Raw genomic sequence first — 13,654 nt, forward strand, 5'->3', positions numbered from 1 at the left:
GGGGTCGTGACGCGGGCTGAAATTAACGGGCGGGGACGCGCGGGGCGTTCGGGGACGTGGTGCTGTAGTCCGCAGTCTTGAAGTGCGACGGCGCGAACGGGCTGACGCGGACCACGTCACCGATCACGATCACGGCGGGATTCGCGACGCCTGCGGCCTCCGCCTGCTCCGCGATGGTCTCGAGCGTTCCGATGGTCACCCGCTGGTTGGGCAGGTATCCATTCTCTACGATGCCAACAGGTGTCCCGGCTGGCAAACCGGCGCGGCCCAGCGAGGCGGCGGAATCGCGCAGTTGCCCCACGCCCATGAGCAGGACCACCGTGTGGTCGGCGCGGGCGGGAACCTCGGACAGCTCCTCGTGGCCGGTGACCACGCTGAAGCCCTTGGCCAGGCCGCGGTGCGTGACGGGGATTCCGGCGGCGGCCGGGACGGAGACCGCCGACGTGACGCCGGGCACGACCTCCACCTCGACGCCGTGCTGCCGGCAGAATTCGGCTTCCTCGCCGCCGCGGCCCAGGACGTAGGGGTCGCCGCCCTTGAGCCGGACCACCCGGTGGCCGGCGAGGGCTTCGTCCACCAGGATCCGGTTGATCCCGGACTGCGGGACCGGGTGGTGGCCCGGGGTCTTGCCGACCTCGATCACGCGGACTTCGGGGGCGAGATCAGCCAGGAGTTCACGCGGGCCGAGCCGGTCGGCGACGACGACGTCGGCCTGGCCCAGGAGGCGCCGGCCGCGGACGGTGATGAGCCCGGCATCGCCGGGACCTCCGCCGACGAGCGCCACGGTGCCGGACCCTGCGGCTGAGCCTGTGCCCGAAGCGCGGTGGCGGCGCAGCGGCAGGTCCCCGGCGTCCAGGGCCGTCGCGACGGCGTCGCGCAGGGCCATGGCGCGGCGCGGGTCTCCCCCGGCGTTGACGGCGATCTTGACGTCATCGACGACGGCGACGGCGGGTGTCCAGGCGGCGGACGCCTCATGGTCGGAGGCGTTGACGCACCAGACGCGCTGCGCCTCGGCGTCGGCGGCGACCTGCGCATCCACGGCGGCGTCGCCCGTGGCCGTCTGGACGAACCAGGCGCCGTCGACGTCCGACGGGAGGTACCGGCGGGGCTGCCAGCTGAGCAGTCCGGCGTCGGCCAGTTCGTTCAGGGCCGGGCAGGCAACGGGCGCGACGACGGTGACGCGGGCGCCGGCGTCGAGCAGCCCTTTGGCGCGGCGCGCGGCGACGGGTCCGCCACCGACCACCAGCACGGGGCGGCCAAGCAGGCGCAGCGCCGTGGGGTAAATGTCCTGAATTGCCATGCATCGACGATAGGGCGGCGCCCGAAGGCGGAACAACGGTGCGGAAACACCAGTTCACGCAGGGTAACGGGGCGTAACCTGGGGCGGCGTCCTGGAAAAGCCCTGGCCCCTACTTCACCGCAATGACTTCGACCAGTTTGATGTCCGGATCCTTGGCCAGCAGCTCCGGACCGTGTTGGCCGAGGGCGGCCGGAATGGCCCCGTTGAGGTGGGCTTGCCGGTCTTCCTCGGTGTCGAAGGTGTCGAAAATGCCGAAGGTGTTCTCGTTGACCCGGAAGGCGTACCAGGTCCGGGTGCCAGGTTCGCTGAGCACGATCTCGCGGCCGCCGTTGAGGAATTCCCAGACCTGCTGCTCCTTCCCCGTTTTGGCTTCGACTAATGCAAGCACGCCAAATTTTGGTGCCACGGCTGTCTCCTTGGATGGGATGGATCGGCCGTAAACCGGCCTGTAGCCGTGAGTGTAGGCCTGTCCGCCCCGGCAGACAACGCCTATGGAAGGCGGTCCTACCGAGTGCTGCCGGCGAGCAGGCCACGACGCCGGAGCAGGCGCTTTTCAATCGGGGCGAAGACCAGCAGTTCCACCAGGATGCCGACGGCGAGGATCAGCAGGATGGCCGCCAGGACAACGGTCATGTCCGCGAGGTCGCGGCCTTGGTTCAGCATGGAGCCGAGGCCGAAGCCCATGCTGCCGCCCACGGTAATGATTTCCGCGGCCATCAGCGAGCGCCAGGAGAAGGCCCAGCCCTGCTTGAGCCCGCTCAGGTAGCCCGGCAGCGCGGCCGGGAGGACGATCTGCAGCGCCAGCTGGAACCGTGATGCGCCCAGGACTGCGCCCACGCGGCGGTACTGCGGCGGGATCTGGTCAACGCCGGAGATCAACCCGTTGATGATCGAGGGGATGGCGCCCATCAGCACGACGAAGTACACGGTGGCATCGCTCAGGCCGAACCAGATGATGGCGGCCGGCACCCAGGCCACCGAGGGCAGGACCTGCAATCCCGAGATCAGCGGGCCGAAGGCGCGCCGGAGCGGGGCGACCTGGGCCAGCAACAACCCCACAGGCGTCGCGATGACAACGCTGATCAGGAAGCCCGCGACGCCGCGCTGCAGCGACGTCCAGACGGCCTCCTGGAGTTTGCCCTCGCCCGCGAGCGTGCCGAGCTGGCCGATGACATCCAGCGGGCCGGGGACCAGGTCCCGGCGCTTGAAGCCAAGCCAGACGTAGACCTGCCAGGCGACGATGAGCACGGCGAGCGCGGCCACCGGCAACAGGATCCGGGTCCAGTCGATGCGGGCCCGGCGGACGGCATCGGACTGGAGCGAATCGAGTCCGGCTTCCAGCTCGCGCAGGTCGGCGGGACTCGTGGAGGCCCTGGTCAGGGCCGCGTGCACCTTGTGGGCCTCTGCCGGGGCTTCCACCACGGGAAGGGGGCTATCTGGCATGGCGGCGGATCTCCTCGCGGAGCCGGGCGGTGATGACGCCGGTCAGGTGGCCGGCCAGGCCGGCGTCGGTGCGGTGTTCTTCGGTGACGTGCCATTCCGTCACCACGCGCCCCGGCCGCGACGAGAGCAGCAGTACGCGCTGGCCCAGCCGGACGGCTTCCCGGACGTTGTGCGTCACGAACACGATCGTGCGGCCGGTTTCCTTCCAGATCCGTTCCAGCTCATCGTGCAGCAGGTCCCGGGTGATCGCATCCAGCGCGGCAAACGGCTCGTCCATCAGGAGCAGTTGCCGGTCCTGCGCCAGCGACCGGGCCAGCGCCACCCGCTGGCGCATGCCGCCGGACAGTTCGTGCGGGCGCTTGTCCCCCGCCCCGCCCAGGTGCACCAGGTCCAGGAGCCCGTCGGCCTGCCCCCGGCGTTCGGCTTTGCCGAGGCCGCGCAGTTTGAGCGCGAGCTCCACGTTTTCCCGGGCGGTCAGCCAAGGGAACAGTGCCGCGTCCTGGAACATAAAGGCGGCGCCGTCGCTGGGCACCTCGAGGGCGCCCGACGTCGGTGCCTCCAGCCCGGCAATAATGTTCAGCAGGGTGGACTTGCCGCAGCCGGACGCACCGAGCAGCGCGACGAACTCGCCCTTCCCGATGCTGGCGTTGACGCCGTCCAGGACCGGGGCACCGTCGCCGAAGCGTTTGCCCAGGTTTTCCAGTACGACTGGCATGGTCACGTCCTTAGTAGTGGTGGCGGGGCGAGGCGGGGCAGGCTAGTCCTTGCCGAGCCCCTGGGCGGAGGTCTTCGTTCCGGACACCGAGTTGAGCGTGCTCAGGTCGAAGATGCCGGTGATGTCCGCCTGCTTGGTGGTGCCGGCGTCGACGCCGTCCTGGAGCAGTTTCTTGTACGTTCCGGCGAGCGGGTCGACAGTGAAGACGATGTTCTTGAGCGATCGGTCGACCACGTCAGCCGGGAGCGCCTTGCCGGCCGATACCTTGAGTGCGGCATTGAGAACGCTGGCCTTCTCAGTGGCGGAAGCCGCCGTGAGCCACTCCACGGACTCGACGTGGCCCTGCAGCAGCGCCTTCACGGTCTCAGGATGCTCGGCGGCGAACTTCTTGTTGACGATGAGCACGGTGGTGGGGAATTCGCCGGGCTTGCCGGTGAGTGAACCGTCCCACAGGTCCTTCTCGTCGACGAGGACCTTCGCGCCGGCCTGCAGCACCAGCCGGGAGGCCCACGGCTCCGGCAGCCAGGCGCCGTCGAGCTTGCCGTCCTGGAACAGCTTCAGGGTCTGGGCGTTTTCGGTGGGGTTGATCGTCACGTCGCCGCCGCCGTCGGTGCTGGTCTTGTAGCCCTGTGTCCCGAGCCAGGCGCGCAACGCAACATCCTGGGTCCCGCCGAGCTGCGGCGTCGCGAGCTTCTTGCCCTTGAGATCCGACGGCGATGTAATGCCCGGCTTGACCACAAGCTGCGCCCCGCCGGCGGCTGCCCCGGCGATGATGTTGATGGATTTGCCTTCGCTCTTGACGTAGGAATTGATCGCCGGGTTGGGGCCGATGTAGGTGGCGTCGATGGCGCCGGCGTTGAGCGCCTCGATCGCGGCGGGTCCGGCGTTGAAGACCTCGGTGCTGAGTTTGGTCTGGCCCAGGCTCCCCGCGATGAACCCCTTGCTGACGCCGACCAGGGCGGGAGCGTGTGTGATGTTGCCGAAATAGCCGAGCTTGAGTTCCGCGGCCGGCGAGGTACCGGCGCCCGGCGCCGTCCCGGCGTCGTGGTTGCGGGACACGGTCGAGGCGACAGCGGCGCCGGTGCCGATCAGCAGGGCCAGTCCGACGGCGACTCCGATTTCGACGGTGCGCCTGCGCCTCGGTTTGGCCGGGGCGCCGGCGACGATCCGGGTAGTGCCGGGGGTGGGGCTTGCGGGGGTGGATGACATGGAAGGATCCTGTTCGGGAAGGGTGCGGGTGCGCCGGACGGGTGGTCAGCGCCGGCGACATCGCCCCTGGGGCGCCCTCAAGAAGGGGCTGTTGGATCGTTCCGGAGTGGTCATGGCTTCACCCTAGGGAGGGTGGCGAACAGTGTTCAATGGTGCGGAAACCCGGGGTCACGGAAGTTCATGCGGCGTCATATGGGAAGCCTGAATGGGCGCCCCGCGGCGGGTCAGTCGCCTTTGATGTTGACGAGTTGCCGGAGCTTGTGCCGCACCCTGACGAGGTCCGCCGAGTCGCGCATGACCAGGTCGATGGGCTTATAGGCAGCCGGGATCTCGTCGATGAACGCCTCCCGGGGCCGGAATTCGATGCCCTGCATGGCGGTCTTTAGCTGGGCGAGCGAAAACATCCTCCGGGCGGCGGTGCGGGAGTACTCCCTGCCGGCGCCGTGCGGCGAGGAGTTCAGTGATGCGGGGTTTCCCAGCCCGACGACGACGTAGGACGCCGTGCCCATGGACCCGGGAATCAGGCCCGCGTCGCCGGCCTCGGCGCGGATAGCGCCCTTGCGTGAGACCCAGACGGACCGGCCGTAATGCGTTTCCTGCGCGGTGAAGTTGTGGTGGCAGTTGATCCGTTCGAGTTCCCGGACGGGCCCGCCGATCCAGGTTTCAAACTGCTGGACCACCCGGTCCATCATTTCCTCGCGGTTCAGCAGGGCAAAGTGCTGCGCCCATCGTAATTCGCGGATGTAGCGGAGGAATTCGGGGGTGCCTTCCTCAAGGTAGGCCAGGTCCCGGTCCGGCAGGGCGAGGTGCCGGCGCAAGGCCACGCCCCGGGCCTCGGCAATGTGGCGCTGTGCGATCTTGTTCCCCACCCCGCGGGAGCCCGAATGCAGGAACATCCAGACCGCCGCGTCCTCGTCCGCGCATACCTCGATGAAGTGGTTGCCCGAGCCCAGCGAGCCGAGCTGCAGTTCCCAGTTCGCGGCGTACGTGGCCGGGTCAAAACCGGCCTTCGCGGCCATTCTGCGCAGCTCGGCGAGCCGGGGCGCGGCAGTGGCGGAGATCCTGCGATTGAAGTGGCCGGCCGATAGCGGAATGGCCCGCTCGATAGCTTCGCGCAACCGCTTCAGGTCCTTCGGCAGGTCCTTGACTGCGTACTGGGTGCGGACAGCGATCATGCCGCAGCCGATGTCCACACCCACGGCGGCCGGGATGATGGCGCCCACGGTGGGTATAACGGAGCCCACCGTGGCCCCTTTGCCCAAGTGGGCGTCCGGCATCAACGCCAGATGCGGGTAGATGATGGGCAGCTGGGACGTGGCGAGGGCCTGCCTCCGGGTTTCGTCATCCAGTAGGGAGGCCCAGCTGATGAGTCGGCTGTTGATGGCTTCCAAGGATCTGCCCTCCCAACGACGATGATCGTCGGCCGGACGCCAGGTGGCAAGGGACGACCTTGGCGGCGGTTTTTGGGGGTGGTCTCGACAGCTGGTTTTAACGAGCCCCGCGGCCATTGCTGCCCCGGCGGCCGACTGCCATCCTTACTGAACCGGCACACGCAGGAAAGGACGAGACGATGCCCCTCTATCTGTCGAAGTTCAGCTACACACCCGAGACGTGGGCGAGACTGATCAGCAAGCCGGAAGACCGCAGGAAAGCCGCCCAGGCCTATATCGAATCGGTGGGCGGGAAACTCCACGGCTTCTGGTACGCCTTCGGCTCCCACGACGGCTACAACCTGTGGGAGGCACCCGACAACGTGTCCATGGCCGCGGTGGCGCTCGCGATCAGCGGAGGCGGGGCGCTCAGCTCCCTCGAGACGACGGTGCTCCTGACGGTCGACGAAACCATGGAAGCACTGGCCAAGGCGGAGCAGATCAAGTACCGGCCGCCGGGAACCTGACAGTTTCAGTGGCGGCAGGCTCAGGCGCGGCGGGTTCAGTCCTGCATGCGCTCCAGCCGGTACGTCAGCTTCGCCTCACGTTTGGGGTCACCGCCCAGGGACTTGGTCCGCGCTATATAGTCCGCGCCCCACGTCTTCAGCAGGAAGTCGTCGGCAATCCGGACGTGGCCAGCTGGGAATTTGTAGTCCATCCCCTTCGCCACTGCGACCCAGTCGGCGGCGCCGAACAGCTCCTCGGCGTCAGCGACGGTCCGCAGACCGTTGGCGGCCAGCACATCACCCAGCCACCCGTACTGCCAGGCCTGGCTTCTGGGGTGTTCGGGCAGGAGCCGGGCAAGCATGTCGTGGAGGATGTCCCCGGTCAACTCAGTCCCTGGGTTCGCGGCAAACCCGGCCGTGCTTTCGGCCTGGCGGCGTTTGACGATGTCGTTGATTGCGGAGAACTGGGCATCCGCGAGTTCGATCAGGGTCGAGGCCATGGTGAACGCGCGGTCCACTTCGGCGTTGGCCTCTGCGAGCCCTTTGTAGCGGATGTCATGTTCAAACGCCGCCCACGCGTGTTGCAGCACCGTCCGGATCTGGACTTCGAAGCGCTCCCCGATGAAGGTCTGGCAGCCCACGGGAACGTTCCCGGCAGGGACTTCGAGGATCAGGTGCCGTCCGGCGTAGCCGATCTGGCCGTTCCGCCGCTGGGAGCTGGTCTTGTCGTCGTCCTCGCGGCAGCTGAACTGACCCTTCAGGGCCGTGGCGACGTCCGCGATGTCGGGCTCCAGGAACATGATGATCCGGACGCCGATGAGGTCATCGAGCTGCTCGAGGCCGCGTTCGTACTTGAATCTGCCGTCGGCGGTGAGGCGGTCCAGCTTCTCTTTGACCGAGTCGGGATCCTTGACCCGCGCCTGCACGGTGTGGTGGTTGAGGCCGTCGTCGCGGAGCCGGGCGCGGATGGCATCCCCGATCGCGTCCGAGGCCGCGTTGAGCCGGGGCAGCAGCACGCTGTAATGCGCCAAGGACCTGGCAACAACGGAATCATGATCTTCCAACCGGTCCCCCTGTGATCATCGCGCCGCGCCTCTCATCAGCAGGGTATCCAAGGCCGCCGGTTTCAGCTATCGAAACACCGGCAGGTGCCCGGGCGGAGGATCTACATCAGATCGAGTAGCGCTCATCCTCGTGGTCACCCGGATGGTCCCTGACGAGCCCGGCAGCCAGCGTGTTGCCGTCCTGCGGGTCGATGACCAGGAACGCGCCGGTCCGCCGGTGGTGCAGGTAGTTCTCCAACGGCAACGGGGCCGCGAGCCGCAGCTGGGCGTGGCCGATGTCGTTGAGTTCCAGCGTGGAAGCCGGTTCGAGCCGGAAGCTTGCAAGGTCCAGCTTCCCGGTCACGTTCCTGACCAAAGCTTGGACGGTGCGGCTGCCGTGCTTCACCAGGACCTTCGCACCCTCCCGCAGCGGCTTCGGCGAGAGCCAGCACAGGGCCGCGTACAGGTCGGCGGTGGACTCGGAAAAAGTTCCCGCCGCCGCGATCATGTCCCCGCGGGCGACGTCGAACTCGCCCGCGAGGCGCAGCGCCACCGACTGCGGGGCCACGGCCTCGGTAAGTTCGGCGCCGGCGAAGTCGATGCCGGTGACTGTGGTGGTGCGCGGCGCCTGGCCCGGGGTCAGGACACTTACCGTGTCCCCCAGCCGCACCGTGCCTTCGGTGATCTGCCCGGCGTAGGCGCGGTAGTCCCGGTACACCTCCGGATCGAGGCCGCCGGCGACGGCGTCGGGCGCCAGTGCTCCCTGCGGCCGGACAACCAGTTGGACCGGGAAGCGGAAACTCTCCAGGTGGCTTTCGAGTTCGTCGGCTGCGGGCAGCGTTTCGAGGACCTCCAGCAGCGCCGGCCCCTGGTACCAGGGCATCCGGGCCGAGCGGTCCACGACGTTGTCGCCGTCGAGCGCTGACACGGGGATGACGAAAAGATCGGCGGCGCCGTCACTGTTTGATTCATGGCGGCCCAGTCCGAGTTCCCGGCCCACCTGCTGCACCTCGGCCTCGATGCTGCGGAACACGTCCTCGCTGAAGTCCACGAGGTCGATCTTGTTCACCGCGACGATCACATGGGCCACGCGAAGCAGCTGCAGCACGGACAGGTGCCGTCGGGTCTGTTCGAGGACACCTTTGCGGGCGTCGATCAGCACGACGACGGCGTCCGCGGTGGACGCGCCGGTGACGGTGTTCTTGGTGTACTGCACGTGGCCGGGGCAGTCCGCGAGGATGAAGCTGCGCCGGTCCGTGGCGAAGTAGCGGTAGGCGACGTCGATGGTGATGCCCTGCTCCCGCTCGGCACGCAGGCCGTCGGTGAGCAGCGCGAGGTCGATCCCGCCCCTGTCACCGCCGAACCCGCGGTCCGCCGAGGTGCGGGCGACGGCGTCGAGCTGGTCGGCGAGAATCGCTTTCGAGTCGTGCAGCAGCCGGCCCACCAGGGTGGACTTGCCGTCGTCGACCGAACCGGCGGTCGCGAACCTGAACAGGGAAGCGGAAGCAAGTTCGAGGTTTGCGGTAGCGTCAGGCACAGTTGCGGTGGTGCTCATTAGAAATAGCCGTCTTTCTTGCGGTCTTCCATGGCGGCCTCGGAGATGCGGTCGTCGGCCCGGGTGGCGCCACGTTCGGTGATCGTGGAGGCGGCAACCTCGATCACGACGTCGCGCACGGTGGCGGCGGCGGATTCGACCGCGCCGGTGCAGGACATGTCGCCGACCGTCCGGTAGCGGACGGTCTTGGTGATGACTTCCTCGTGGTCGCGCGGCTGGGAGACCTCGCCCACGGCGCGCCACATGCCGTCGCGGGCGAAGACCTGCCGTTCGTGGGCGTAGTACAGGCCCGGCAGTTCGATGTTTTCGCGTTCGATGTAACGCCACACGTCCAGTTCGGTCCAATTGCTGATCGGGAACGCCCGGACGTGCTGGCCAACGGTGTGCCGGCCGTTGTACAGGTTCCACAGTTCGGGCCGCTGGTTGCGCGGGTCCCACTGGCCGAATTCGTCGCGCAGGCTCAGGATGCGTTCCTTGGCCCGGGCCTTGTCCTCGTCCCTCCGGCCGCCGCCGAAGACGGCGTCGAACTTGTTGCGCTGGATTGCGTCCAGCAGCGGAACCGTCTGCAGCGGGTTGCGGGTGCCGTCGGCGCGTTCGGCCAGCTCGCCGGCATCGATGAACTCTTGGACGCTGCCGACGACGAGCTTCAGTCCCAGCCGCTCCACCGTCCGGTCGCGGAACTCGATGACCTCGGGGAAGTTGTGGCCGGTGTCCACGTGCAGCACCGGGAACGGCACCTTGCCCGGCCAAAACGCCTTCGTGGCCAGGTGCAGCATCACCACGGAGTCCTTGCCGCCGGAAAACAGCAGCGCCGGCTTCTCGAACTCGGCAACCACCTCGCGGATGACATGAATCGCTTCGGATTCCAAAGTATCCAAGGACGACAGGCGGACCGGTCGCGGAGCCGCGGAACTTAGGTGACCCGACAGCAGAGCCGGAGCAGCAGATGCCGCCCCGGGAGTGGCATCGGGCCTGTCGGAGCGGGACGCGATGCTGCTTGCAGCATCGCCGTCCCGCGCAGGGGCGGGGGCGGCATCTGCTGTGGAGGCGTAGCCTGCCACGGAAGTCAGGAAAGTACTCATACGTGTAGTCCGCATTCTGTCTTGTCGGTTCCTGCCCAGCGTCCGGCGCGGGGGTCGTCGCCGGGCGCCACCTTGCGGGTGCAGGGCTGGCAGCCAATGGACGGGTAGCCCTGTGAAAGCAGCGGGTTGACCGGGAGAAGGTTGTCATCGGAGTACTCCACCAGCTGGTCGAAGCTCCAGGCCGCGACCGGGTTGACCTTGACCAGGCCGTTGGTGCCGTCCCACGTGACCAGCGGGGTGTTGGTGCGGGTGGGTGCCTCGTCGCGGCGGACCCCGGTGAACCAGAGTTCGTAGCCGGCCAGGGTGCGGCGCAGCGGGGCCACCTTCCGCAGGGCGCAGCACTGGGCGGGGTCGCGGGCGAAGAGGTCTTTGCCGAGCAGCCGGTCCTGCTGCTCCACAGTGGTCTCCGGCAGCACGTCCACGACGTTGACACGCAGGTTCGCTGCCACTTCGTTGCGCGTCGCGTAGGTTTCCGGGAAGTGGTAGCCGGTCTCCAGGAAGAGCACGTCGACGCCGGGCAGCTGATCCGCGACGAGCGCCGGCAGGACAGCATCGGCCATGGAGCAGGCGACGGCGACGGCGGGCAGCTCGAAGTTGCGGGCCACCCAGGCGATGACCTCACGGGCCGGGGCATCCCAGCCGAGCTCGGCGGCGCCGGATTCGGCGATGACCTTGAGTTCGTCGTGGGTGCGGAGGACGGGACCGTTGGCAGTCGATGCCGCCCCCGCCCCTTCGCCGCGCTGCTGATCTTCGATCAGCTCAGCGCGCGGCTCCGACAGGCCCGATGCCACTCCCTGGGCGGCACCGCCTGCCAACGGCTGAACAGCGCTCATTGCAGATCCCCCTCGTCGGCGGCGAAGGCCCATTCGGCGAAGGTCTGGCCCTCGGTGTGGTCGGCGACGAACTTCCGGACCACGCGCTCCACGTAGTCGGGCAGGTCTTCGGCCGTGACCTTGAGGCCGCGGACGGTCCGGCCGAGACCGGCTTCCTCGCGGCTGTGGGAAGCCAGGCCGCCGCCGAGGTGGACCTGGAAACCCGGGGTTGGGTCGCCGTCGGGCGTGGGCAGCATCATGCCCTTGAGCCCGATGTCGGCGGTCTGGATTCGGGCGCAGGAGTTCGGGCAGCCGTTGATGTGCAGGGACAGCGCCTGCGGGAGCTGCCGGGACTCGACGAGGTCCGCGAGGCGGCGTTCCAGTTCGGCGACGGCGGTGGCGGCCGTGACCTTGGTTTCCACGATGGCCAGCTTGCAGAATTCGATGCCGGTGCAGGCGATGGTGCCGCGGCGGAACACCGAAGGCCGGGCGGAGAGGCCCAGGGCGTCGAGTTCGGCGACGAGTGGCTCCACCTGGTCCTTGGGTACGTCGAGGACCACGATCTTCTGGTGCGGAGTGGTACGCAGCCGCTGCGAGCCGCGGGCCTCCAAGGTGTCCGCGAGCTTGACGAGCTGGCTGCCGGCGAGGCGGCCGGCCACCGGGGTGGCGCCGATGAAGAACCGGCCGTCCTTCTGTTCGTGCACGCCGACATGGTCGCCCGGGGTGGCGGGCTTGGGGGCGGCGGGGCCGTCATCGAGCTTATAGCCGAGGTATTCGTCCTCGAGGACCCGGCGGAACTTCTCCGTCCCCCAGTCGGCCAGCAGGAACTTCAGCCGTGCCTTGGTGCGCATCCGCCGGTAGCCGTAGTCACGGAAGATGCTGGTGACGCCGAGCCAGACGTCGGCGGCCTGGTCCGGCCGGACGAACGCGCCGAGGCGCTTGCCCAGCATCGGGTTGGTGGATAGCGCGCCGCCCACCCACAGGTCGTAACCGGCGCCGAGCTCCGGGTGGACCAGGCCCACCAGCGCGACGTCGTTGATTTCGTGGACCACATCCTGGCTGGGGTGGCCGGTGATGGCGGTCTTGAATTTGCGCGGCAGGTTGGCCAGTTCCGGGTCGCCGATGAACCGTTCGGCGAGCTCCTGGATCAGCGGCGTCGGGTCGATGATCTCGTCCTTGGCGATGCCCGCGACCGGGGAGCCGAGGATGACCCGGGGTACGTCGCCGCAGGCCTCGGTGGTGGACAGGCCCACGGACTCCAGCCGGCGCCAGATCTCCGGTACGTCCTCGACCCGGATCCAGTGCAGCTGGATGTTCTGCCGGTCCGTGAGGTCGGCCGAGCCGCGGGCGAAGTCCACGGAGATCTGGCCGATGACGCGCAGCTGTTCGGTGCTGAGGGCTCCGCCGTCGATCCTTACCCGGAGCATGAAGTACTTGTCTTCGAGTTCGTGCGGCTCAAGCGTGGCGGTCTTGCCGCCGTCGATCCCGGGTTTGCGCTGGGTGTAGAGGCCCCACCAGCGGAAGCGGCCGTGCAGGTCGGTGCCGTCGATCGAGTCGAAGCCGTGCTTGGCGTAGACCGACTCGATCCGCTCGCGCACGTTCAGGCCGTTGTCTTCCTGTTTCCAGGTTTCGTTGGCGTTCAGGGGGGCGGTGCCGTCCACCTTCCACTGCCCGTGCGGCTTGGCCGCGGGGCGGGCGGGTCGGTTGGCGCGGCCTGCGGCAGCCTGGTCCGGGGACGCTCCGGCTAGAGCTGTATCAGTCATGGATCGACTGTAGGGGCGGCCGTAATGGCGTCACAAAGGGTCAGAAACGCGGGGTCACCTTGGGCAACATTTCGTCATGTAGCGCTTCCGGCGACGGCCGCGTCGTAGCGGGCCAAGGCGATCTCGGCGAGCACCGGAGAGGGCAGCAGCGGCGCGGTGACCAGGTCCGCGCCGGCCTTGGCGAGCTGGTCGTGGAAAAAGCCCGGGGCCAGGAGGTAGGAGGCGATGACGACACGCCCGCCAAGGTCGACCGCCCCGGCCGAACGACCCGCGCCCGCCCCTCCAGCGGCCTCCTCGCGGAGCATGGCCACGGCCTCCGGCACCGACGGCGTCGCCGAGGCGCCGTACGCGGCCACGATCCGGTTGGAGCGGAGGGCACGCAGTTGGCCGGCGAGTTCCTCCACGTTTTCCGCGGCGGTGGCGTCGGAGGAGCCTGCGGCGGCGAGGATCACGGCGTCGTTGTCGGTCACCCCGGCCTCGCGTAGCCGCTGGTCCAGCAGCGCCGCGAGCCGCGGGTCCGGGCCCAGCGGCGCCGCGGCGAGGGTGCCCGGCCGGCTCTTAACGGCCCGGGCGATGTCCACCTTGACGTGGTAGCCCATGCTCAGCAGCAGCGGGACGACGACGGCGGTTTGCCCCGCCGGGAGTCCGGCCACGACGGTCGGCAGTTCGGGGTCCTGCACGTCGACGTATGCCTCGCGGACATCGAGCCCGGGACGCAGGGCCGCGATCCCGGCCCGTAGGGCATTGACCTCCGCCGCACCCTGAATGCTGGACGTGCCGTGGGCGCAGGCGATCATGATGGGGCTATTCATAGCCGTTAGCGTAACCTTGGAGCCGCCCCATCCGCCCCTGCAAC

The 13,654-nt window shown here is 68.4% G+C and carries 13 protein-coding genes; 1 reads left to right on the forward strand and 12 read right to left on the reverse strand.

Annotation, left to right across the window (positions count from 1 at the left end):
• Positions 1-22: 22 nt before the first annotated feature.
• The 6 genes from cobA to ACUYM2_RS14835 all read right to left on the reverse strand — a co-directional run bounded on the left by cobA (position 23) and on the right by ACUYM2_RS14835 (position 6,058).
• Positions 23-1,300 carry a uroporphyrinogen-III C-methyltransferase gene (gene cobA, locus ACUYM2_RS14810; protein ID WP_481600731.1) on the reverse strand — a complete coding sequence of 426 codons (1,278 nt, stop codon included), beginning with the start codon at positions 1,298-1,300 and terminating at the stop codon, positions 23-25.
• Between the two features lie 109 nt (positions 1,301-1,409).
• Complete coding sequence (locus tag ACUYM2_RS14815) at positions 1,410-1,706, reverse strand: putative quinol monooxygenase (RefSeq protein ID WP_481600732.1); 297 nt, start codon at positions 1,704-1,706, stop codon at positions 1,410-1,412.
• A gap of 98 nt (positions 1,707-1,804) precedes the next feature.
• Positions 1,805-2,743 carry an ABC transporter permease gene (locus ACUYM2_RS14820; RefSeq protein WP_481600733.1) on the reverse strand — a complete coding sequence of 313 codons (939 nt, stop codon included), beginning with the start codon at positions 2,741-2,743 and terminating at the stop codon, positions 1,805-1,807.
• Positions 2,733-3,458 carry an ABC transporter ATP-binding protein gene (locus ACUYM2_RS14825; RefSeq protein ID WP_481600734.1) on the reverse strand — a complete coding sequence of 242 codons (726 nt, stop codon included), beginning with the start codon at positions 3,456-3,458 and terminating at the stop codon, positions 2,733-2,735. The genes ACUYM2_RS14820 and ACUYM2_RS14825 overlap by 11 nt, the downstream gene beginning before the upstream one ends.
• Before the next feature lie 42 nt (positions 3,459-3,500).
• Complete coding sequence (locus ACUYM2_RS14830) at positions 3,501-4,667, reverse strand: ABC transporter substrate-binding protein (RefSeq protein WP_481600735.1); 1,167 nt, start codon at positions 4,665-4,667, stop codon at positions 3,501-3,503.
• Positions 4,668-4,891: 224 nt separating this feature from the next.
• Complete coding sequence (locus ACUYM2_RS14835) at positions 4,892-6,058, reverse strand: RtcB family protein (RefSeq protein ID WP_481600736.1); 1,167 nt, start codon at positions 6,056-6,058, stop codon at positions 4,892-4,894.
• A gap of 179 nt (positions 6,059-6,237) precedes the next feature.
• Here ACUYM2_RS14835 and ACUYM2_RS14840 point away from each other — a divergent pair, with 179 nt between their 5' ends.
• Complete coding sequence (locus ACUYM2_RS14840; protein ID WP_481600737.1) at positions 6,238-6,564, forward strand: GYD domain-containing protein; 327 nt, start codon at positions 6,238-6,240, stop codon at positions 6,562-6,564.
• Between the two features lie 35 nt (positions 6,565-6,599).
• Here the strand turns inward: ACUYM2_RS14840 and ACUYM2_RS14845 are convergent, their stop codons facing one another.
• From ACUYM2_RS14845 to ACUYM2_RS14870, 6 genes are all read right to left on the reverse strand, one after another.
• On the reverse strand, positions 6,600-7,607 hold the full coding sequence (locus tag ACUYM2_RS14845; RefSeq protein WP_481600738.1) for a GTP pyrophosphokinase: 1,008 nt from the start codon (positions 7,605-7,607) through the stop codon (positions 6,600-6,602).
• A gap of 106 nt (positions 7,608-7,713) precedes the next feature.
• Positions 7,714-9,141, reverse strand: a complete 1,428-nt coding sequence (locus tag ACUYM2_RS14850; RefSeq protein WP_481600739.1) for a sulfate adenylyltransferase subunit 1 — start codon at positions 9,139-9,141, stop codon at positions 7,714-7,716.
• Positions 9,141-10,073 carry a sulfate adenylyltransferase subunit CysD gene (gene cysD / locus ACUYM2_RS14855; protein ID WP_481601503.1) on the reverse strand — a complete coding sequence of 311 codons (933 nt, stop codon included), beginning with the start codon at positions 10,071-10,073 and terminating at the stop codon, positions 9,141-9,143. The genes ACUYM2_RS14850 and cysD overlap by 1 nt, the downstream gene beginning before the upstream one ends.
• Positions 10,074-10,219: 146 nt before the next feature.
• Positions 10,220-11,056: a phosphoadenylyl-sulfate reductase gene (locus ACUYM2_RS14860; RefSeq protein ID WP_481600740.1), complete on the reverse strand. Its 837-nt coding sequence runs from the start codon at positions 11,054-11,056 to the stop codon at positions 10,220-10,222.
• Positions 11,053-12,798: a nitrite/sulfite reductase gene (locus ACUYM2_RS14865; protein ID WP_481600741.1), complete on the reverse strand. Its 1,746-nt coding sequence runs from the start codon at positions 12,796-12,798 to the stop codon at positions 11,053-11,055. Before ACUYM2_RS14865 ends, ACUYM2_RS14860 begins: the two co-directional genes overlap by 4 nt.
• 74 nt (positions 12,799-12,872) lie before the next feature.
• Entirely contained in the window at positions 12,873-13,610 is a 738-nt protein-coding gene (locus ACUYM2_RS14870; RefSeq protein WP_481600742.1) for a sirohydrochlorin chelatase, read from the reverse strand.
• Positions 13,611-13,654 lie beyond the last annotated feature (44 nt).

The sequence above is a fragment of the Arthrobacter sp. SD1074B genome, assembly GCF_056780195.1.